This is a genomic window from Streptococcus mitis, from assembly GCF_023110375.1.
In the GTDB taxonomy this organism is placed as follows: Bacteria; Bacillota; Bacilli; order Lactobacillales; family Streptococcaceae; genus Streptococcus; species Streptococcus mitis_CI.
Genome location: NZ_JALDVV010000001.1, coordinates 209367 through 230580 on the forward strand (window position 1 = coordinate 209367; position 21214 = coordinate 230580).

10 protein-coding genes and 1 pseudogene are annotated in these 21214 nt (G+C 29.6%); 9 read left to right on the forward strand and 2 right to left on the reverse strand.

The genetic code is table 11. The features are described 5' to 3' along the window. Positions 1 to 33 precede the first annotated feature (33 nt). A complete protein-coding gene (locus tag M1G12_RS01045) occupies positions 34 to 1281 on the forward strand; it encodes a hypothetical protein (protein ID WP_049532746.1) in 1248 nt (415 codons plus the stop codon). On the opposite strand, the gene M1G12_RS01050 is transcribed toward M1G12_RS01045, so the two are convergent. Then, positions 1282 to 1860, reverse strand: a complete 579-nt coding sequence (locus tag M1G12_RS01050; protein WP_049532747.1) for a hypothetical protein — start codon at positions 1858 to 1860, stop codon at positions 1282 to 1284. It lies immediately after the preceding gene. Between the two features lie 438 nt (positions 1861 to 2298). On the opposite strand from M1G12_RS01050, the gene pezA reads away from it, so the two are divergent. The 6 genes from pezA (at position 2299) to M1G12_RS01080 (ending at position 9561) form a co-directional block, all read left to right on the forward strand. Beyond that, a complete protein-coding gene (pezA, locus tag M1G12_RS01055; RefSeq protein WP_247933199.1) occupies positions 2299 to 2775 on the forward strand; it encodes a type II toxin-antitoxin system antitoxin PezA in 477 nt (158 codons plus the stop codon). After that, positions 2775 to 3536: a type II toxin-antitoxin system toxin PezT gene (gene pezT, locus M1G12_RS01060; protein WP_247949243.1), complete on the forward strand. Its 762-nt coding sequence runs from the start codon at positions 2775 to 2777 to the stop codon at positions 3534 to 3536. Before pezA ends, pezT begins: the two co-directional genes overlap by 1 nt. Positions 3537 to 3563: 27 nt before the next feature. Further along, positions 3564 to 6062 carry a Spaf_1101 family AAA-like ATPase gene (locus M1G12_RS09945; RefSeq protein WP_247949244.1) on the forward strand — a complete coding sequence of 833 codons (2499 nt, stop codon included), beginning with the start codon at positions 3564 to 3566 and terminating at the stop codon, positions 6060 to 6062. Between the two features lie 915 nt (positions 6063 to 6977). Then, positions 6978 to 7337 carry an SAG1252 family conjugative relaxosome accessory protein gene (locus M1G12_RS01070; RefSeq protein WP_049548768.1) on the forward strand — a complete coding sequence of 120 codons (360 nt, stop codon included), beginning with the start codon at positions 6978 to 6980 and terminating at the stop codon, positions 7335 to 7337. 9 nt (positions 7338 to 7346) lie between these two features. Further along, entirely contained in the window at positions 7347 to 7712 is a 366-nt protein-coding gene (gene mobC, locus M1G12_RS01075) for a plasmid mobilization relaxosome protein MobC (RefSeq protein WP_000263035.1), read from the forward strand. Further along, a complete protein-coding gene (locus M1G12_RS01080; RefSeq protein WP_247949245.1) occupies positions 7699 to 9561 on the forward strand; it encodes an SAG1250 family conjugative relaxase in 1863 nt (620 codons plus the stop codon). Before mobC ends, M1G12_RS01080 begins: the two co-directional genes overlap by 14 nt. Before the next feature lie 46 nt (positions 9562 to 9607). Here the strand turns inward: M1G12_RS01080 and M1G12_RS01085 are convergent. Continuing rightward, positions 9608 to 10323: pseudogene (locus M1G12_RS01085) on the reverse strand (IS30 family transposase); the annotation flags it as partial. Between the two features lie 239 nt (positions 10324 to 10562). Between M1G12_RS01085 and M1G12_RS01090 the strand changes: the two are divergent. Then, the gene (locus M1G12_RS01090; protein WP_247949246.1) at positions 10563 to 11267 is read left to right on the forward strand and encodes a thioesterase II family protein; all 705 of its coding nucleotides are present in this window, start codon (positions 10563 to 10565) and stop codon (positions 11265 to 11267) included. Between the two features lie 92 nt (positions 11268 to 11359). After that, on the forward strand, positions 11360 to 21211 hold the full coding sequence (locus tag M1G12_RS01095) for a non-ribosomal peptide synthetase (RefSeq protein WP_247949247.1): 9852 nt from the start codon (positions 11360 to 11362) through the stop codon (positions 21209 to 21211). Positions 21212 to 21214: the final 3 nt, after the last annotated feature.

Sequence of the window (21214 nt, forward strand, 5' to 3'; positions counted from 1 at the left end):
TAATAAATTGTTATCGGTAGGAGAGGTAAAAAAATGACTAGTTGTTTTGTTGTAATGGGATTTAACACAAAAAAAATTCCAAATACAAATATTGAGGTTGATTTAAATGCTGTATACTCAAATATTATTAAACCTGTTATTTTAAATAAAGAGTTAACTTCAATTCATGGAGAGAATAGATTTAGAGCTGATGAGGTATATACAACTCAAAATATTACAAAAACATTTATTGAAGGTATATTCAAAGCTGATATTGTTATTGCTGACATTACTACGTTAAATCAAAATGCAATTTATGAATTAGGACTGCGCCATGCAATGAGACCTAAATCTACAATTATCCTATGTGATAATCATACTGCTAAAATTAATTTTTTTGATATTTCTCACCTACCTCAAATTAGATATGATTCTGACAAAGTGAATGAACTTGATGAAGTTGTTCGAGTGAAAGATATACTCACAGAGTACATTACTTCTGCAATAAATAGTGACGAAAGATTTATAGATAGTCCGGTATTTGAAAATAACTTATATACAATTGTCGAAAGAAATAATTCTATGGAGGAAAGTAATAATATTTCTATAGAAACATCTCAAAATTCCTTTATGGACCTAGCAAGAATAGCAAAAAAATTTAAAGATGCCGAAGAGTATGTAACAGCAGAAAATTTATATAAAGAACTTTTAGAAAAAGGGTATGTCGATGATGAAATTTTAGCGGGCTACTTGTTATCAGCATATAAAAAAGATGAAAAATCCTTAGATAATTTGAGAGAAGCACAGAGAAAAATTAATACTTATCTTGATATAAACAACACTACTTACCATAAAATTTTAGGGATATATGGTGCGATATTTTTACGAATATTTTATATTACAAATGATAAAAGAGATTTATTGTCAGCTATAAATTACTATAGATTGGGTATGAATTTTGAAGATAACAATATATACTGTGCTAGAAATTATTGTGCTACGCTGTTAAAAATTGTAAGTGTTGAAACAGATACCGAAGTTTTAAAAGAACACTACTATACTGCAAAGTATACAGCAAAAATTATATTAGGTTCATTAGAAAATTTGATTAGAAAATCTAGTATGTATGATGATATCTGGTTACAATCTAACCGAGAAGAGCTTCTATATATTTCCGGAATTATTGAAACATTATCGGACAAAGTTTATGGCGAAACCAAGAGACAAAGTAATACTATAAATGAGGGAAGAAAGCTCTTAAGGGAAGATTTAGAAAGAATTAAGTTAAAGCTTATGGACTAACTATTTATAACCTAATTCTCCCCCTTTGATGAATTCATATTTTTCTATAACCATTTGTTTCCATTTATCAAAACTTTTTCTAAACTCAGAGGATTCTACAAATTGAAGAATTTTTTCCTTTGAGTCTAAGGTAAATTCAGGTGATGTAATTGAGTATTCACCCTGATGTAAAATACCTTCTCTTGTCAATTTTTCCTGAGGAATTGTCAATATAGGCAGATCAAAAGTTAATGCTAATATTCCTTCAATCTGACAATACACACTAGTAATCCACTTATTTTCTAAGTGGATTTCTTTTGATTCGAAAAATCTAGGATTATCCTCAGCATCTTTTTTACGAATTCCTTCAGATATATATGTTTGACCAACTGCTAAAATAACCATGCCATAGCTTCTTTGTATCATCTCACGTAGTGATACCATAACTTCATATGGAGTATATTCTGCAGCTTGTAATGTAATACATTCGAAATTATGTCTTTTTAATAACGATACAATTTCATTGATAAAAAAATCTTGGTTTTCAGTAAACGGATTAGGTCTACTCAAAAAAATTTTTATTTTATCACTATTTCCCATAAATTTCTCCTACCGATAACAATTTATTATCACTAGTATACCATAAATTTATTTTTAGTTGTTTGATTTGTATAAGGTGGGACAGGAACGGTTGTGTGAATTAGTTTCAGGTAATGGAGATAAGAAATGAAGTTAACAAAAGTAATTATTAATAATTTTAAATCATTCGGTGAAAGTCAAATTATTGAATTAAATAATAGAGTACCGCAATTATATTGCGGAACCCTTGTTTAATGAGGTTTAAGACAATATAAAGGCGATAATAATTGGGAGAAAAATTGTGTTCCCCACCGAAACCCCACTAGGAATTATCTTGGTGGGGTTTTTATATTGCTCTTTGTTAGAAATTTGTGTAGCTCTTGTTAAAAACACACCAAAAATGGTGCGTTTTATTTTTCTAAATGTTATAATGGTGTTATCAAATTCAAGGAGTTTCCCATGATTGGAAAAAACATAAAATCCTTACGCAAAACACATGACTTAACACAACCCGAATTTGCCCGAATTATAGGAATTTCTCGGAACAGCTTAAGTCGGTATGAAAATGGAACTAGTTCAGTCTCTACGGAACTAATAGATATCATCTGTCAGAAGTTTAATGTATCTTATGTCGATATTGTAGGAGAAGATAAAATGCTCAATCCTGTTGAAGATTATGAATTGACTTTAAAAATTGAAATTGTCAAAGAAAGAGGTGCTAATCTATTATCTCGACTCTATCGTTATCAAGATAGTCAGGGGATTAGCATCAATGATGAATCTAATCCTTGGATTTTAATGAGTGATGATCTATCTAATTTGATTCATACGAATATCTATTTAGTAGAAACTTTTGATGAAATAGAGAGATATAGCGGCTATTTGGATGGAATTGAACGTATGTTAGAGATATCTGAAAAACGGATGGTAGCCTAATGGGAATCCAAGATTATACCGATAGTCAATTTAAACAGGCTTTAGCAAGGAACCTTCGCTCACTGACAAGAGGAAAAAAGTCCAGTAAGCAACCTATAGCGATTTTGCTTGGAGGGCAAAGTGGTGCTGGTAAGACTACAATTCATCGTATTAAACAGAAAGAATTTCAAGGAAATATTGTTATCATAGATGGCGATAGTTTTCGTTCTCAGCATCCACGCTATTTAGAACTGCAGCAAGAATATGGCAAAGACAGTGTAGAATACACCAAAGATTTTGCAGGTAAAATGGTAGAGTCTTTAGTAACAGAATTGAGTCATTTGGGATACAATCTTTTGATCGAGGGAACTTTACAAACAATTGATGTTTCGAAGAAAACGGCACAACTCTTGAAAAATAAGGGATATGAAGTACAATTAGCCATAATCGCAACAAAGCCCGAATTGTCCTATCTAAGCACCCTTATCCGATACGAAGAACTGTACGCTATCAATCCAAATCAAGCACGCGCAACTCCAAAAGAACATCATGATTTTATTGTAAATCATATAGTTGATAATACACGACAATTGGAAGAACTAGCTATCTTTGAAAGAATTCAAATTTACCAACGAGATAGAAGTTGTGTACATGATTCAGGAGAAGATAAAATTTCAGCAGCAGATATTCTTCAAGAGTTACTGTTTGGGGAGTGGAGTCAGGTAGAGAAAGAGATGTTGAAGGTGGGGGAAAAGAGACTTAATGAATTACTTGAAAAATAAACAATTGATATTTTTAGGAGAGTAGAAGTGAGAGGGTTTAATAACAAGATAAAGTCTGTTTATCAAGAACTAACAAATTCCAAAGAGAAATTCGGTAGCTTTCACAAGACTTTAATTCATTTGCATACACCTGCTTCTTATGATTACAAGCTATTTTCTAATTGGACTACAACGAAATATAAAAAAATTACTGAAGATGAACTATATGATATATTTTTTGAAAATAAGAAAAATAAAGTTGATAAGACAATTTTTCTTAGTAATTTTGACAAGGTTGTTTTTTCTAGTTCAAAAGAATATATTAGTTTTCTTATGTTAGCAGAGGCAATCATAAAAAATGGAATAGAAATAGTTGTAGTAACTGATCATAATACTACCAAAGGTATTAAAAAGTTGCAAATGGCAGTCTCAATCATAATGCAAACTTATCCGAATTATGATATACATCCTCATATTTTACATGGAGTAGAAATTAGTGCAGCCGATAAATTGCATATTGTATGTATATATGATTATGAACAAGAGTCATGGGTTAATCAATGGTTAAGTGAAAATATTATAAGTGAGAAAGATGGAAGTTATCAACATTCACTGACTATCATGAAAGATTTCAATAATCAAAAAATAGTTAATTATATTGCTCATTTCAATAGTTATAACATTTTGAAAAAAGGTTCTCACTTATCAGGTGCGTATAAACGAAAAATTTTTTCTAAAGAAAACACACGATTTATTGGTGTTAAAAATATAAATTCTGTTGAAGGTTCTAGAAAAAAACTATTAACAGATTTTAATTGTGAGCCCAATTTTCTATTAGATAATGATTCTCACGAAATTGATTCACTCGGGAAGAACAACCTGTGGTTGAAAGGTGGAAAAATTTCTTTCAAGATGTTTCAAGAAGCATTGTTTGACTATAATGTATCAGTTAGTTTATGTGAGCCAAGTTTTAAACAAAAGTCTTATATAAAAGGATTATATATAGAAAATCGTGGAGAAAATAGAAGTTTTCTTGCAGGTGATAAGTTAAAAAAAGATAAAGACTTCTTTTTAACATTTTCACCATCTATGAATTGTTTAATTGGAGGGAGAGGTACAGGGAAAAGTACGTTAATTGATATGTTACAATTTGTACTTTCTCAAGATTGTGATAAGCAAAGCAAATTGGAATTTCTATGTAACCATGCAAATGCTTTTGTACTCTATGTTTTAGAAGAAACTGAATATATTATTGAAGTTAGTTTGCCAGATGTCAAACAAGAAAATAAGGATAATATTTTACAATATTATGGGCAAAATCGAGAGAATAGGTTTGGCTATTCTTATATATTTAATTCTGACTCTATTAAAGAATGGACACGGTCTCAGTACACAAAAGTTTATAAAGTTGAAGGTAACCATTTTAAATTAGTTGATAAAAATAGAATTTTAGAGAAAATGTTTGATAGGAGATATTCTGTTAATGAGTTAGTTAAAACAGCTGACGGTGAAAAAATTACAGAATTTATTTCTAATTTAATGATTAAAAATAAAAAATTACCTAGACCAAACTATGGGCTAAGAACTCAGACACTCAAATCGTTTGAAGCAAAATTAGAGGAACTTGATGAATATTTAAAACAGAGGAATCAATTAATACTCGAAATTATTGAGGATTTTAATGAAACTCAGATTGGTAAGTTAAGAATTTGTTATGAGCAAATTGATAGATGGGAAGAACCGCATTTCGAAAATTATCTTTTCAAGAATAATCGTTCTTCGTTTGATAATTATAGAATTAGTATGCAAGATGTAGCAGACGTTTTATATCTTATCTATCGGGAATTAGGAATGAAAGAATTTGTTAAAGTCCTTGTAAGACAAAATATCCCTAATAAGTATTTTATGCTTTTAAAAAGTATCTCTGAAGATAATTTTGCAAAACAAGAAAATAATTGGAGAGATAAATCTGAAATTAATGAATACAACATTACGCATTTAAAAAAGAGCATCTACTCTTTAATTGAAAATAGTAGTTTATTAAATGAGTTTAAAAGAGTTTTAAAAGAGCATGTAGCTAATGAAAGGTTATTTTTGGAGTTTAATATTAACTCGAAAGAATCTTCGCAACAACTTGATATTGTCTATAAAGAAGTTGGTGTATTAAGTTTGGGACAAAAAGTTGTAGCCATGCTTGATTTTTTATTAGCATATAGTGATTATTCTAAAGACTTCAGACCATTGATTATTGATCAGCCTGAAGACAATCTAGACAATCGTTATATTTACAGGCATTTAGTTCAGCAGTTTAGAGATGTGAAAGCTCAACGTCAAATTATTTTAGCAACACATAATGCTACAATTGTAACAAATTCTATGACAGATCAAGTTGTTATTATGGAGTCAGATGGAGTTAACGGATGGATTGAATCACAGGGATATGTTAGTGAAAAATATATAAAAAATCATATCATCAATCAATTAGAGGGAGGAAAAGATTCCTTCAAGCATAAAATGTCTATATATGAGACGGCTTTATCAGAGTAGAGTCAGAAAAAGTAGGTTAGAAATTTAGCCTACTTTTTTCTTTGTCCGACAGGCATAGTGTACATCTGAGGTACAAGTCCTCTGTGGATATTTGTTGCAGATGAAACCAATAGCGACTCCTAAGCCTGAATATCGTGAGGTAGGGGGGATAGGAAGGAATTAGCGAAATCAAGACTCTACAAACAGAATCGTGACTTGAAGCCATATATAGCGGATGAGGAACTCTAAAATCCAAATAGGTGTCGTAACCTATATACGTAAATTATGAGAGTAAACTAGGAAAGATGTACGGCTTATTCCGTGAGCGTTTAGGACGTAGTACAACGAATCATGGGAGTCAGATGAACACATAGTATTGAAGAAATTTCTGTAATGGAAATGGAGAGAAGAAGTGAACAATTAAATGAATATCTCTCTAATTAAATTTGTCAATTCTAATTCCCGGTATGAAAAGACAGTGACCGGAAAATGTAAATGATGGGAGCTGATCATAAATGTAGGACGGTACTGATAGAACGAATTGTAAAATGAGAATATGAGTGAGTTTAATGCTCTAGTTTGCACACTGTATGCTGAACGGTACATGCAGTGGTGTGAGAGGGGCTAGAGATTAGTCACTACTTGATTTGTGATAACTTCTTCAAATTTCTTCTGCTATACTTTTCTCAACTTTTAAAAATCAAACTAAGAATTTTACCTGGGGGTTTGGGGGCGGAGCCACCAAGTTATCTTATCGTTGGCTGTCAAAACTGGAAGGTTTTTGTCGGTTGGCGATATGATTTTTGGGATATTGTGGACACAATATCTGAGCTCGCAAAGACCGAACAAGGAGAGACTGAGGTCTTTAGGAATCGTACTGACAATGTGAGGCAGCCTTACATTGTCAGACAAGTATAATGTTGAAAGGATGGTAAGATGGGACAAGAAATTAAGTTAATCCGTAAGCAATTTAGAATCACTAGACAAGAAGAAAAACAGATAAAAGAAATGATGAGGGAACAAAAAGTGGATAGTTTCTCAGAATTTCTTCGTCAAAATTTATTGAAAAAGAATTATCACGATAGAATTTTTGAAAGTTGGTTCTCCCTTTGGCAGTCTCAAAAGTTTGAACAGATTAGTCGAGATGTGTATGAAGTTCTGGTTGTCGCAAGAGAAAATCATCAAGTGACTCAAGAGCACGTCTCAATCTTATTGACTTGCGTTCAAGAATTGATTGCAGAAGTGAATCAAGTGCAGCCTCTCAGTCGTGAGTTCCGTGAAAAATATATTGGTTAGGAGGATGTAATGGTTTATCGCTATCGTACCAATCTCAAAAAAGTATTTCTAACTGATCCAGAATTACACCAATTGAATGAACGGATTGCTAAGAGCAATTGTCAAAATTTCTCAGCCTATGCCAGAAAAGTTTTGCTTAATCCCAATATGGCTTTTGTCACAATTAACACGGATACCTATGAACAGTTAGTGTTTGAATTGAGACGGATCGGAAATAATATTAATCAAATTGCGCGCGCTATCAATCAGAGCCATCTGATTTCTCAGGAACAATTACAAGAATTGAGTAAGGGAATTAGTGAGTTAATTACTGGAGTAGAGAAAGATTTTCAAGTTGAAGTGAATAGACTGAGGGAGTTTTATGGTAGTCACTAAACACTTTGCGACGCATGGTAAAAAATACCGTAGACGATTGATTAAATATATCCTCAATCCAGAAAAAACGGATAATCTAAAATTAGTATCTGATTTTGGCATGAGTAATTACTTAGACTTTCCTAGCCATGCAGAAATGGTAGAGATGTACAATGTCAACTTCAGCAATAATGACAAGTTGTACGAATCCAGAAACGACCGACAAGAAAAACACCAACAAACTATTCATGCTCATCACCTCATTCAATCATTTTCTCCTGAAGATAATCTGACACCTGAAGAAATTAACCGCATTGGTTATGAGACCATGATGGAATTGACAGGAGGTCGTTTTAAGTTTATCGTAGCAACTCATACAGACAAAGATCATGTTCATAATCACATCCTAATCAACGCTATTGACCGCAATTCAGATAAAAAATTGATATGGAACTATGCCTTAGAACGAAATCTCCGTATGATTTCAGACCGTATTTCTAAAGTGGCTGGGGCGAAAATTATTGAGAAGAGTTTTTCTTACCGTGACTATCAAAAATATAGGCAGTCTAGTCATAAATTTGAATTAAAACAACGTCTTTATTTTTTGATGCAGCAATCTAAATCGTTTGATGATTTTTTAGAGAAAGCAAAGCAGTTGCATGTTCAGATTGATTTTAGTCAAAAGCATAGTCGATTCATGATCACGGATCGAGCAATGACAAAACCTATTCGAGGACGCCAACTCAGCAAACGAGATCTATATGATGAAGAATTTTTTAGAATGCATTTTGCTAAGCAAGAGATTGAAAGTCGTTTAGAATTTTTGTTGAACCGTGTCAATTTTTTAGAAGATTTAATAACAAAAGCAAAAGAATTGAATCTAACCATTGATTTAAAACAAAAAAATGTAACTTTTATCCTGGAAGAAGAGAATCAAAAGATAAGTTTGGGTCATCAAAAAATAAGTGATAAGAAATTATATGATGTCAAATTTTTTCAAGATTATTTTAAAAATAAGGAAGTCATTGCTTCAGAAGGATTAGAGAATTTACAGGAACAGTACCATGCTTTCCAAGAAGAACGAGATAAGGATAAAGTATCCACTGAAGAGATTGAGGAAGCCTTTAAGACATTTAAGGAAAAACGAGATACCGTTCGTGAATTTGAAGTGGAACTTGCAGAGAACCAAATAGAGAAGCTAGTTGATGAGGGCATTTATATCAAAGTGTCTTTTGGTATTAAGCAGAGTGGTCTCATTTTCATTCCAAATTATCAATTAGATATTCTGGAAGAAGAGAATCAAACAAAATATAAAATCTTTATACGTGAGACAACCTCATACTTTGTATATAGCAAAGAACATTCGGATAAGAATCAGTATGTCAAAGGACGAACATTGATAAGACAGCTAACCAACGATAGTCGAGTAATACCATACAGAAGACCTACAGTTAAGAGTCTACAGGAAAAGATTACTGAGATTAACCTCTTCATTGAATTAACTGAAGCAGATAAGAAATACCAAGACATTAAAGACGAGTTAGTAAAAGAAATAGCAGAGATAGATATAAAACTAAATCAAATTAATGAAAAAATCGCCAACTTAAATAAGATGGCGGAAGTGCTTATCAATTTAAAGAGTGAGGATGTGAGCAGTCGAAAGCTTGCAAAATATGACTTCTCAAAATTAAATTTGCCAGAATCAATTACAGTAGAACAAGTAAGCGAAAAAATAAGAGTGTTTCAAGAGGAGCTAGATCATTATCTTTATGAGTATGAGTGCTTAATAAAAAATCTAGAAATGTTTGTAAAAGTACTGAATGGTAAGGATTTTGATAAAAAATTTAGTATAGAAATACTATTGCAATAACAAGAACTAATCCTATGGCGGTTAAAGATTAACTACCTTTATGTTATTGATTAACATATTCTGCCTTCTTCTCCACGAGTTTCTTTGTGAAAGCATAACGTGTTTGTCGTTCTACCAAGGTCAGAATAGAAGGTTCTCCTACTGTCTTTCCACCCAGAACGGAATCAATTTCCCAATCTCCAAAACGAGAACGATTATTGATCTCTTCTGGCCTTTCTTCAATTGACTTTCCTAGATGTTTCTTGGTAGAGAGGCGCTTGGTAAATTTCTTACGGATGCGAACCGCTCTTGGCAAATCAATGGCCTTAATCTATAGCAATCTTTGGTGGATATAGTTATAGAGCGTCTTGGTTGAATTAACAACTGCATCTACATGTTGGATTCTATAGGTGTGAACAAAGGTATCTATACTATCTACTCTTGGTTTCTCTCTCATTTCTTCTGTGAATTCTCTCAGAAAGTCGTCCGTTATACGATCCAGTTTCAGATAATAGCAGGCTTCTCTATCATTACGATAACGATTTTGGGTAGCATCTGCATAATAGCGTTGTTAATAAACCTTATTCCAATTTACTTTTTTCACTTGTGTTATGGAACCACGATTAATTCACGAGTAATAGTAGAGCGATTTCTCCCTAGTCTACGAGCAATCTCAGCAGGTTTGAGTCCTACGCTTAAATAAGCTTCAATTTCCCCTCGCTCAGCTTCAGATAAGTGCTTGTATGATTGCTTTGTGGTAGAATAATTAGTGGACATGTTCATCTTCCTTTATACTGTTTTTCGCAACTCTAGTATATCAGATGAACACGTCTTTTTTGTTGCACTTCATTTTACAACAGGGCTTTTAATTGTTCCACTCAATTTTATAGTTAATTTCACTATAAATGACTTGCAAAATAATTAAAATTATGATACACTACAACTGAAAAAAACTATCATATCATATTGTTCTGTGAATAAGGAGTGCAAGGAAAGTTTATTAATAGGAAGTCTTGTTAAAAATGAAAAAAATAAAACTTATTTGTTTTCCATATGCTGGTGGAGTTTCACAATTTTATGTAAATATTTTCTTTAATAATTTATCACCAAATTTGGAATTGATTCCTATAGAGTATTCTGGGCATGGTTCAAGATATACAGAAGAATTGTTCACTAGTATTGATGAATTTATAAATGATGTTATATTAGAAATTAAAAAAAATGTTCATAATTCTGATGATTATATTTTATTGGGTTATAGCATGGGAAGTAAAATAATTTATAGACTATATTATGAATTAGAAAGAATGAATTTTAAACTTCCGTATGCAATGATTTTTTGTGCAACGTCACCTCCAAATGTAATTACTGATATAATTGATATTTCAGATAAATCGATAGTTTCAATAATTGAATCCAATCCTTTTGCTAATGATATTTTTTCCAATACTGAACTATTGGAGTTATCAATAAATATTTTAAAAGCTGATATTCAGGTATTAAATTCATTAAATTTAAATTTTAAGAAATGTACAATTTCTTGTCCTATTTTTGTTTTTAATGGTAATTTAGATGTCGAGATACAGAACCAATTTTTTGAATGGTTCTCATTAACTACTTATAAAATTCATTTTATAATATTAGAGGGAGATCACTTTTTTCTCTATCAACACGCAAATTATGTTTCGGAATTAATTAATTGGTTTATTTTACAGAATGTTTTATAAGGTATATTTATTAATTGTTTTAATTAACATTATTTATTTTAGTAATGTATAGTTTTGAATTACTCTGGTTATAAATTTAGGAGTTATTTATCATGAAAGATGGAAATAAAGTATATTTTTTTGGAAAAAGAATTGATTGCGATTCAAATCTAGTTAACTATAACGAGGTATTATTTGATATTAATTCTCTAAATATTAATATTCTTGAAATTGCAAAGAGTTATCATGTAGATGTCAAAACAGTGTATTGTTATGCGTATGCAACTGTTTTAAAGTCTATTAATGATAACTCTTTATTTTATTTAGCTTATAAGAAAAAAGATCAAATTTACGGTTTAGAAATCGATTTAACTGACGAATTTAATGAAAAATGTTTAATGAAAATTGATAAACAAATAATGAATCCAAGTATAAGTCTTCAAAATGAGGATAAATTATTAATTTTAACTGATTGTATTATTTGCTTTGACTCAGAAATAGAAGATAAATTCTCACTAAATTTACAGGTGACTATGGATAATCATGAAGTAAAGTGCAGGTTATTTGGGGATAATTTATTTTTATCAAAAGACTATTTGAAGTTTATTTATTTGCATTTTAAAACTGTTATTGAAAGTTTGCTTGACAGGGATTGTATAAAACAAAATGATATTAATCTAATTTCAGAACAAGAAAGAAGTTTAATTGAAACAAAATTTAACGATACTTTTCAAGAATTCTCTCATGATTTATGTATTCACCAAGTTTTTGAAAGAAGTGTAGATAACAATCCAGAAAATTTGTTTATAATTTATCAGGATCAAAAATATACATATTCTCAAGCCAACAAAATTATAAATCGAGTTGCTAAGAGCTTAAGAAGCTTTATAAATAAAAGTGATTTAATAATGATCATTTCTGAAAGGTCTCCAGAAATGATATTTAGCGTTTTTTCAGTTTTAAAAGCAGGAGGTTGCTATGTACCTGTTGATGCAAAATTACCTTTTGAAAGAATAAAATATATAATTGAAGATTGCCATCCCAAGTATATTCTTAATACTACTACAGCAAATTTTGATAAATTTGAGATACAAACGATAGATTTTAAATCACTACTTGAAGTTGAGCATGAGAATAATGAAATTCAAAATATAAATTCTCCTGATGATCTAGCTTTAATAATATATACTTCGGGGACTACTGGTAGGCCTAAAGGTGTTCAAATTGAACATCATTCTGTTGTAAACTATTGTGAGTATAATTATAAACGATTTAATATTGGAAAGAATGATGTGGTTCTACAGTTTGCTTCATTTATGTTTAGCACTTATATATTAGAGTTGAATACTACAGCATTTAGTGGGGCTTGTATTTGTCTTATAAATGAAAATGATTTAAAAAATATACAATTTGTCGAACGATTTATTGAAAAAAATAATGTAACTTTATTATTATTGCCACCTCAGTACTGTCATCTTATCAATATTCCTTCAAAGGTCCGTATTGTTCAAACTGGTGGTATGTCTACTACCAATGATGTAGTAAATAAAATTAAACAATCATGCAGATATTTGAATGGATATGGCCTTAGTGAAGGTGGAGTCTGTACAGTTTGGGAATATCAAGGCGGAGATGTACCAAAAAAAATTCCTATAGGAAAACCAGTAGCTAATGTAAAATTGTATGTTTTTAACGGTGAGAAAGAATGTGGGATATATATGCCTGGCGAACTATGTGTAACAGGTCAATCTTTAGCGAGAGGTTATGTAGGAAATAAACAGTTAACTGATTCTAAATTTATAAATAATCCGTTTGGTGATGGTAAAATGCTTAGGACTGGTGATATCGTTCAATGGTTGCCTGACGGAAATATGGAATATCTAGGTAGATTAGATACTCAAGTTCAACTAAATGGTATTCGTGTTGAAATTGATGAAGTAGAGAATGTAATTCGAACAATAACAGATATTGATAACGCAGTTGTAGTACCTCATAAGTCTAATAATAACATATATTTAATTGCATACTATCTTTCTAAAAAAAATTTAAGCAATGAATATATAAGGAAAGAGATTGAAAAAATTTTACCTCAATACATGATTCCTTCTAAATTTTTCCAAATAGAAGAAATTCCTTTAACAGATAACGGTAAAATTGATGTAAAAAGATTACCACAAATTGAATATGATATTAATGAATATTTTAGTTCTGATATTAAAGGTAGAATTTTACGACTAATATATAAGTTAACTAACAAACGAATTGAAACTTCAATAAATTTTTTACAATTCGGTATGAATTCGCTTGATATGATTCGTTTAGTAAATGAAATTGAAAAAGAATTTTCAATTTCATTATCAATAGATGAAATTTATAAGAATCCTTGTGTTGAAAAAATTAGAAAAATAATTGAAAATAAATTAAACACTGGATCAAAAGTTAAAACAATAAAGCATTTAGAAGAAAAAGGGAATAAAATTGCCACCTCGACACAATTGGGAATATATCTCGAGTGCAAAAAGAATGAACTCGATACATCCTATAATTTGCCTTTCTTAGCTAAATATAAAGGAAAATTAAACATAGATAAACTTGAAAAATGTTTAGAGGATATGGTGGCTGAACATTCAGTTTTAAGAACAACATTTTCTTTTGAAAATAATAATTTAGTGCAAAATGTTAACGAAAATGTTGATGTAAGAGTTAATCGAAAAATTGATGATGGATTATTTAATAATGCTGATGCTTTGTACAAACTTATTAGGCCTTTTAATTTAAATTATGGACCGTTGTTAAGGTTGGAAGTTTATGAATGTAATAAATCATTAAATACGATAGACGCTCATGATGGAATGATATTTTTAGATATCCATCATATAATATTTGATGGAATATCAGTGAATTTATTTATTTTAGAATTGTTTAATCGTTACTTCGGTAAAGTAACAAAGAGAACTGGAATTGAATTTTTCGATTATTGTCGATATATTTCTACTAAGAATAAAACGGAAAATGAATTATATTTTGCTAATAGAACTAAAAACGAGATTTTTAGAGCACCATCATTAATTTCGGATTATGTAGAGAGTTATAACTTAGAAGGTGATACTTTCTATGCAACTATTCCTAATAATTTAAAAGAACAAATTAAAAATCTATGTTTTAATTTAAAAATTACAGAGTATACATATTACTGCACTGCTTTTGCATTGATGTTAAGTAAATATACATGTAATAACGATATTGGCTTTGGTATAGTATTATCTGGTAGAAATCTAAATGATATTCATAATATATTAGGGATGTTTGTGAACACTCAAATTTATAATTTTCATGTGTCGAATAATAGTGTTTATAATATATTAAACGAAAGCATGGAGCAAATTATTCAAATTCAAAAGCATCAACAAATTACAAATGAAAAAATCGAAAGTTCTCTTAAACTGAATGGTCAAGATTCATTGAAATCTTTATTAGATATTTTATTTGTATTTGAAAATATTGGAGAAGTAAATTTAGATTTTGGAGAATTGATATTAGAAAGAATTCCAATACCCAAACATCAAGTACAATCTAAATTAGCATTTATAGTTAATACAAATCGTTCAGAGAATGAGATAGAAATTGAATATAGAAGGAGTCTTTTTGATAAAGAAAGCATAAAGTGGTATTTTAAGCATTACCTTTGTATTTTGAACGAAATGCTTGATATAAATAAGAAATATCATGAAATTGAAATGTTTAATTCAGACGAGATGCAACTTGTTCTTAACAAATTTAATGAAACAGAATATAGAATTGAAAATAGAAAACGATTTGCTAATTTATTTGAAGATCAAGCTGTGAAATTTCCTGATAGGATTGCAATCTGTGATAACTTTGAAAGTTATACGTATAGCGAATTAAATTCTTATGCATCTAAAATATCTTCAATGTTAATTGCAAAAGGGATTTCACCAGGAATGAAAGTTGCTGTAATTGCCAAAAGACAGTGTTTTGCTGTTGCAGCTATGTTAGGTATCGCAAAGATTGACTGTGTATACGTACCAATTGATCACTCATATCCGTATGATAGAATAAAGTATATTTTAGATGATAGTAGAGTAGAATTAGTGCTGTCAGATTATGATGAAACCTATGATGGGCTTATGCTGATACATAAGAACGAAATCAATAATTCTATAGAAAATAGTAACTATCTCTTTACAAATGAGACTAGTGTAAATCTTCCTCTCTACATCATATATACTTCAGGTACTACCGGAAAACCAAAGGGAATAATAATTAGTAATAGTGGTTTAAATGATCTTAGAGAACATTTTATTAGAAATCAAGGAATAACTGAGACAGATAGAGTGTTACAGTTTGCTAGTTTTTCATTCGATGCTTCTATATCTGAATTTACAATGAGTATTTTGTGTGGAGCATCTCTCTATATTGTTTCAGAGGAGATAAGAAACGATCCATATTTATTAGAAAAATTCATTAAGGATTATAAAATAACTATTGGAATTTTACCGCCAATGATATTAGATATTATAAATCTTTCATCTATGAAAAGTGTAATTTCGGCTGGTGCAGAATTATCACCATTAATAGCAGAGAAACATAGAGGTATTCGAATTTCTAATGATTATGGTCCAACAGAGGTAACCGTATGTGCAACCCATTTTGAATATACTGGTAACTCTTTAACAAAACGTATCCCTATTGGAAAACCCATTGAAAATAAAAAAGTATATATACTAAATGAAGACCAAATTTGTGGAGTGTATGTTCCTGGAGAAATATGTATATCCGGAAGTGGTCTAGCGATAGAATATTTAAATAATAATGACTTAACTAAGAGAATGTTCACTAGTAATTCGATTGTGAATAGTAGATTATATCACACTGGTGACTTAGGAAGGTGGTTACCGGATGGAAATATTGAATTTTTAGGACGAATTGATGAGCAAGTTAAAGTTAATGGATATCGTGTTGAAATTAAAGAAATTGAAAATGTAATTAAGAATTTAAAGTATGTGGATAATGTGGCAGTTTGCTATAATCCAGTTGGAGAAGATATGGCATTGTGTGCATATGTAATGCTAAATAAGGACAAAGATACTGAATTTATAAAAAGCCAATGCAAAAAATTTTTACCCAAATATATGGTACCTTCTTATTGGTATATTGTAGAAAAAATACCATACACAATTAATGGGAAACTGGATATTAAATCTCTTAGAAATCTGAAGGGAAGTCATAATGAGACTAATATTGTTGAACCTTCAAATTATAATGAAGAAGTTATATGTGAAATTTTTAAAAGATTATTAAATACTGATTTTTTAGGAATTGATGATTCATTCATAAAACACGGTGGAAATTCATTACTTTTGATGAAGTTATGCAATGAAATTGATGATAAATTAAATATTCGTCTAAAAGTGAGCGATGTATTAAGTGATGATACTGTAAGAGGTTTAACTAGTAAAATTAATATTGCTAAGAATGAAGGAAAAGATTCGATTCCTAAAACAATAAAAAAATTAAAATACAAGTTATCACCAAATCAACTTGGGATTTATTATTACTGTCAAAAAGATCCAAGTAGTGTAGCATATAATATGCCTCAATTTTCAAAATTGAAAGGAAGCTTAGATGTAGACAAACTGAGAACTTCACTAAAAGAAGTTTGTAAGAAAAACTCAATTTTACGAACACGTTTTATAATCGAAGATGATCAAGTATATCAAACTATTTCAGATGATGTAAACATTGAAATGGAATATATAAAATGTGATAATACTGATTTAAAATTTGAAATTGACAATTTCATTAAGCCATTTGATTTAAGTAACTCACCATTATTAAGAGTTAAGTTAATTGAAATTAAAAATGATGAGTATATATTTGCATTTGATGTTCATCATATTATTAGTGATGGTATTAGTATGTCGAACTTATGTATGGAACTCAGTAATTACTATAATGGATTGAAAGATAACGATAGCATTGAATTCCAGTATATTGATTATTGTGAATGGTTAAATTGTCAGGATACCACTGAAGCCTTAAGATTTTGGAAGAAAACATTTAAAGATACAGTTCCAGTATTGAATTTTCCTACAGACTATCAAAGATTAAGACACTTCGATGATAATGGCGAGATTATAAGAACTAAATTAGATCCTACTATTTGTCAAAAAATAAATAGAGTTTCTAGAGAATTCAACATAACTGAATATACTATTTTTATTACTGCATTATCAATTTTATGTCAAAGATATAGTAGACAAGATGATTTCATTATTGGAACTGTCACAGCTGGTAGATCAAAAATATTTTTAGAGGGTATTATTGGAATGTTTGCTAATACTATCCCATTAAGAATCCAAATAGAACAAAATATGAAAGTTGAAGAATTTTTAAAGAATCTCCAAAAAAATATTTTTGAGGTCCTTGACTATCAGAATTTTTCATATGAAAATATTATAGAACATCTTGATTTTTCTCGTGATATAAACAGGAATCCACTATTTGATATCATGTTTGTAATGCAGAACAATGTAGAACCTAAGTTAAATTTACAGGGGATAACTTCCGAATCTATTAAAATTCATAGTAAAAAATCAAAATTTGATTTAACTTTTCAAATTGGTGTTTCAAAAAATAATTATGATTTAAGTATTGAATATAAAACAAGTTTATTCAATAAGAATACAATTGAAATTATATCTAAGTATTATACTAACATACTCGATCAACTAGTTACAAATATAAATCAAAAGATCAACGAAATTGAGTTAATAGATGAAGATGAAAAGAAAAATTTATTAAGAAAAATTAAAACTAAAATACCAAACGTTAATATTAATAGTGTAATCGCAACTTTATTTGAAGAAGTTGCAAACAAATATTCTGATAATATTGCTCTAGTTGAAGGAACTGAACAAATTACTTATAGATTATTAAATGAAAAATCCAATATACTGGCTCATGAATTAATCAATAGGGGAGCTGGTCCTGAGAAGTTTATTTGTTTATATTTTGACAAATCGATTGATATGATAATCTCAATTTTAGCTGTTATAAAAACAGGAGCAGCATATGTTCCAATTAATACAAACTATCCAAAGGTTAGAGTTGATTATATAATAGAGGATTGTAAACCAGTCATAATTTTAACAAATAAAGATATAGATTTTAATAGTAGTAGAAAAAACGTAATTAAATTTCCTGTTACCTTTAAAAACGACGATGATAGCCTAAAAGAAAATTTAGATATTGTGATAAGACCAGAAAATGCATTATATGTCATCTATACTTCAGGTACTACTGGAAATCCAAAAGGTGTTATTGTCGAAAATAGAAATTTAATAAGTCTCTTTTTCAATTCTAAACATCCATTTAAATTCAAAAGTGATGATGTTTGGACAATGTTTCACGCCTACGGATTTGATTTTTCTGTTTGGGAGATATTCGGTGCGTTATTATACGGCGGAAAACTTGTAATTGTTAAAGAGGATGTTTCTAAAGATAGCTACGAATTTCTTAAGTTGTTAATTAGTGAAAAGGTAACAGTACTCAATCAAGTACCTTCATCATTTTACAATCTAATAAGAATAACTAAAAATGAAAGCTTGTCATTACGATATGTTATTTTTGGGGGTGAGTTCTTAAATGTATCTAAACTTTACAAATGGCATGAAATGTATCCTAATGTTAAGTTGATAAATATGTATGGAATAACTGAAACAACAATTCATGTTACTTACAATGAAATATCAGATAATGAAATTAAGTATGGAATTAATCATATAGGTGAGTGCTTAGACACACTCAATTTATACATTATTAATAATGGTCACTTATGTGGCATAGGTGAACCCGGTGAACTTTGTGTTAGTGGGGAGGGTTTGACTAGAGGATACATTAACAATTCTAAATTAACATCAATGAAATTTATTGATAATCCCTTTGATAATGGGCGTTTATACTGTTCAGGTGATTTAGCTAAAAGAGACTTTGACGGAAGAATAAAATATCTTGGTAGAATTGATGAGCAAATTCAGATTCATGGATACAGAGTTGAACTCGGTGAAGTAGAATCAGCATTAAAAAAAATATTGGGAATAGATGATGCAATTGCTATCGTAAAAAGTAATAGTGATGAAAGTGATACTCAAATAATTGGTTACTATGTTTCAAATGAAGAGTTTGATTTAAACTATTTAAGAAAAGAATTATTAAAACTATTACCTTCATATATGGTACCTTCTTATATTATACGTATTAATCAGATTCCTACTACAATTAATGGTAAACTTGATAAAAAATCTTTACCATCTGTTGATAAAACAATTACATCTAAATATATTTTACCAGTGAATGAAATGGAAATAATTTTATGTAAGATTTTAGAAGAAGTACTTGAAAAAACGAGAGTCGGTATAGACGATAGTTTCTATGAACTAGGAGGAGATTCAATTTCTGCATTAAGAGTTGTATCTAAACTACGTAATCTAGGTTATGACTTAAAAATTAAAACAATTCTTGAAGAAGGGATTATATCAAAGATTGCAACTCGTATAAAGAAGAATGTAATGGTCAATTATGATCAAAATGAATTTACGGGTTTTGCCCATACTACACCAATTATTGATGAATTTAATAATTGGAAATTACCGGTAAAAAATTACTATAATCAGTCTGTATTGATAAGTATAGAGAAAGAAAAATTTGAACATTTTTTGCAAGCGCTTACTATGATTGTGAAGTATCATGATATTTTAAGAGCTGTGTATAAAAACAATAAACTTTACGTAAGACCTTTTTCCGAAAATGATTGTTTTAGATACTTTGAGTTTAATCTGGAAAGTAATAGGTTAGATAATGCTGGGATAAAAGAAGCCTGTATAAAGGTTCAAAGTCAAATAGATTTAAGTAATGGACCGCTGATCCATATTGCTGCATTTAAGGGTTTATCAAGGATTCCAGTATTGATTTGTATACATCATTTAATTATAGATGGAATTTCATGGAGAATTTTATTAGAAGATTTAGAAGAGTTAATGTATCAAATTAATTCAAAAATAGAGTTAAAATTACCATTGAAGACAGCTTCTTTTGATTTATGGAGTAAATCACTAAAAAAATATTTATTTGAATTAAAATCTAATAGTAAAGAAGAGAAATACTGGTTGGATGTATTTAATAACTCAAATGAGAATTGTTTCAGTTATGATAAAACAAAATCTTTTAAAGGATATTCTCAATTAACTTTTAGTCTTAGTCAATTAGAAACAGAGAATCTCATTAATAAAACATATTCATCTTACAATACGGATATTCAAGATATTTTAATAGCAGCTTTAGGAATAACAATTTATAAGATTAATAATTTTAACAGCGCAATTATTTATTTGGAAGGACATGGTAGGTATAACTTAGGTAAGTACAATGTTCATAACGAAAGAACTGTAGGCTGGTTTACAAATATCTATCCAGTAAAAGTGCATTGTACGTCGAATATAGAAGAGTCAATTATAGCTAACAAGGAACTATTAAGAAAGGTACCAAATCATGGAATTGGCTATGCTGCGTTTTCAAAAAATATTAATTATCAAAATATTGAGATATGTTTTAATTATTTGGGTAACATTAATGAGAAAACAAAAATTAAGCGGTTAAGTTTAGATATTGGTAGATCCATTAGCGAACAAAATTTTCTGCCAGGACGAATTAATATTAATGGAACAATTTCTGATGGTCGATTGATATTTGTATTAGACTATTTATCTGGAATTTATAATGTTAATGAAATGAGTACCTTTTTGCAACTATTTAAAACTGCTATACAAGACTGTATTTCTCACTGTTTACAAAATAAATATAATATTCGTACTATTTCTGATGTTACAACTAATGATGTAAGTTCCGAAGATCTAGAAATTATTGATGAATTAGATTTTGAATAAGGT

What these genes read in the sequence shown, in the direction of transcription:
- M1G12_RS01045 (WP_049532746.1), top strand. Translation starts at nt 34, where the DNA reads ATGACTAGTTGTTTTGTTGTAATGGGATTTAACACAAAAAAAATTCCA.
- M1G12_RS01050 (WP_049532747.1), bottom strand. Translation starts at nt 1,860, where the DNA reads ATGGGAAATAGTGATAAAATAAAAATTTTTTTGAGTAGACCTAATCCG.
- pezA (WP_247933199.1), top strand. Translation starts at nt 2,299, where the DNA reads ATGATTGGAAAAAACATAAAATCCTTACGCAAAACACATGACTTAACA.
- pezT (WP_247949243.1), top strand. Translation starts at nt 2,775, where the DNA reads ATGGGAATCCAAGATTATACCGATAGTCAATTTAAACAGGCTTTAGCA.
- M1G12_RS01070 (WP_049548768.1), top strand. Translation starts at nt 6,978, where the DNA reads ATGGGACAAGAAATTAAGTTAATCCGTAAGCAATTTAGAATCACTAGA.
- mobC (WP_000263035.1), top strand. Translation starts at nt 7,347, where the DNA reads ATGGTTTATCGCTATCGTACCAATCTCAAAAAAGTATTTCTAACTGAT.
- M1G12_RS01080 (WP_247949245.1), top strand. Translation starts at nt 7,699, where the DNA reads ATGGTAGTCACTAAACACTTTGCGACGCATGGTAAAAAATACCGTAGA.
- M1G12_RS01090 (WP_247949246.1), top strand. Translation starts at nt 10,563, where the DNA reads ATGAAAAAAATAAAACTTATTTGTTTTCCATATGCTGGTGGAGTTTCA.
- M1G12_RS01095 (WP_247949247.1), top strand. Translation starts at nt 11,360, where the DNA reads ATGAAAGATGGAAATAAAGTATATTTTTTTGGAAAAAGAATTGATTGC.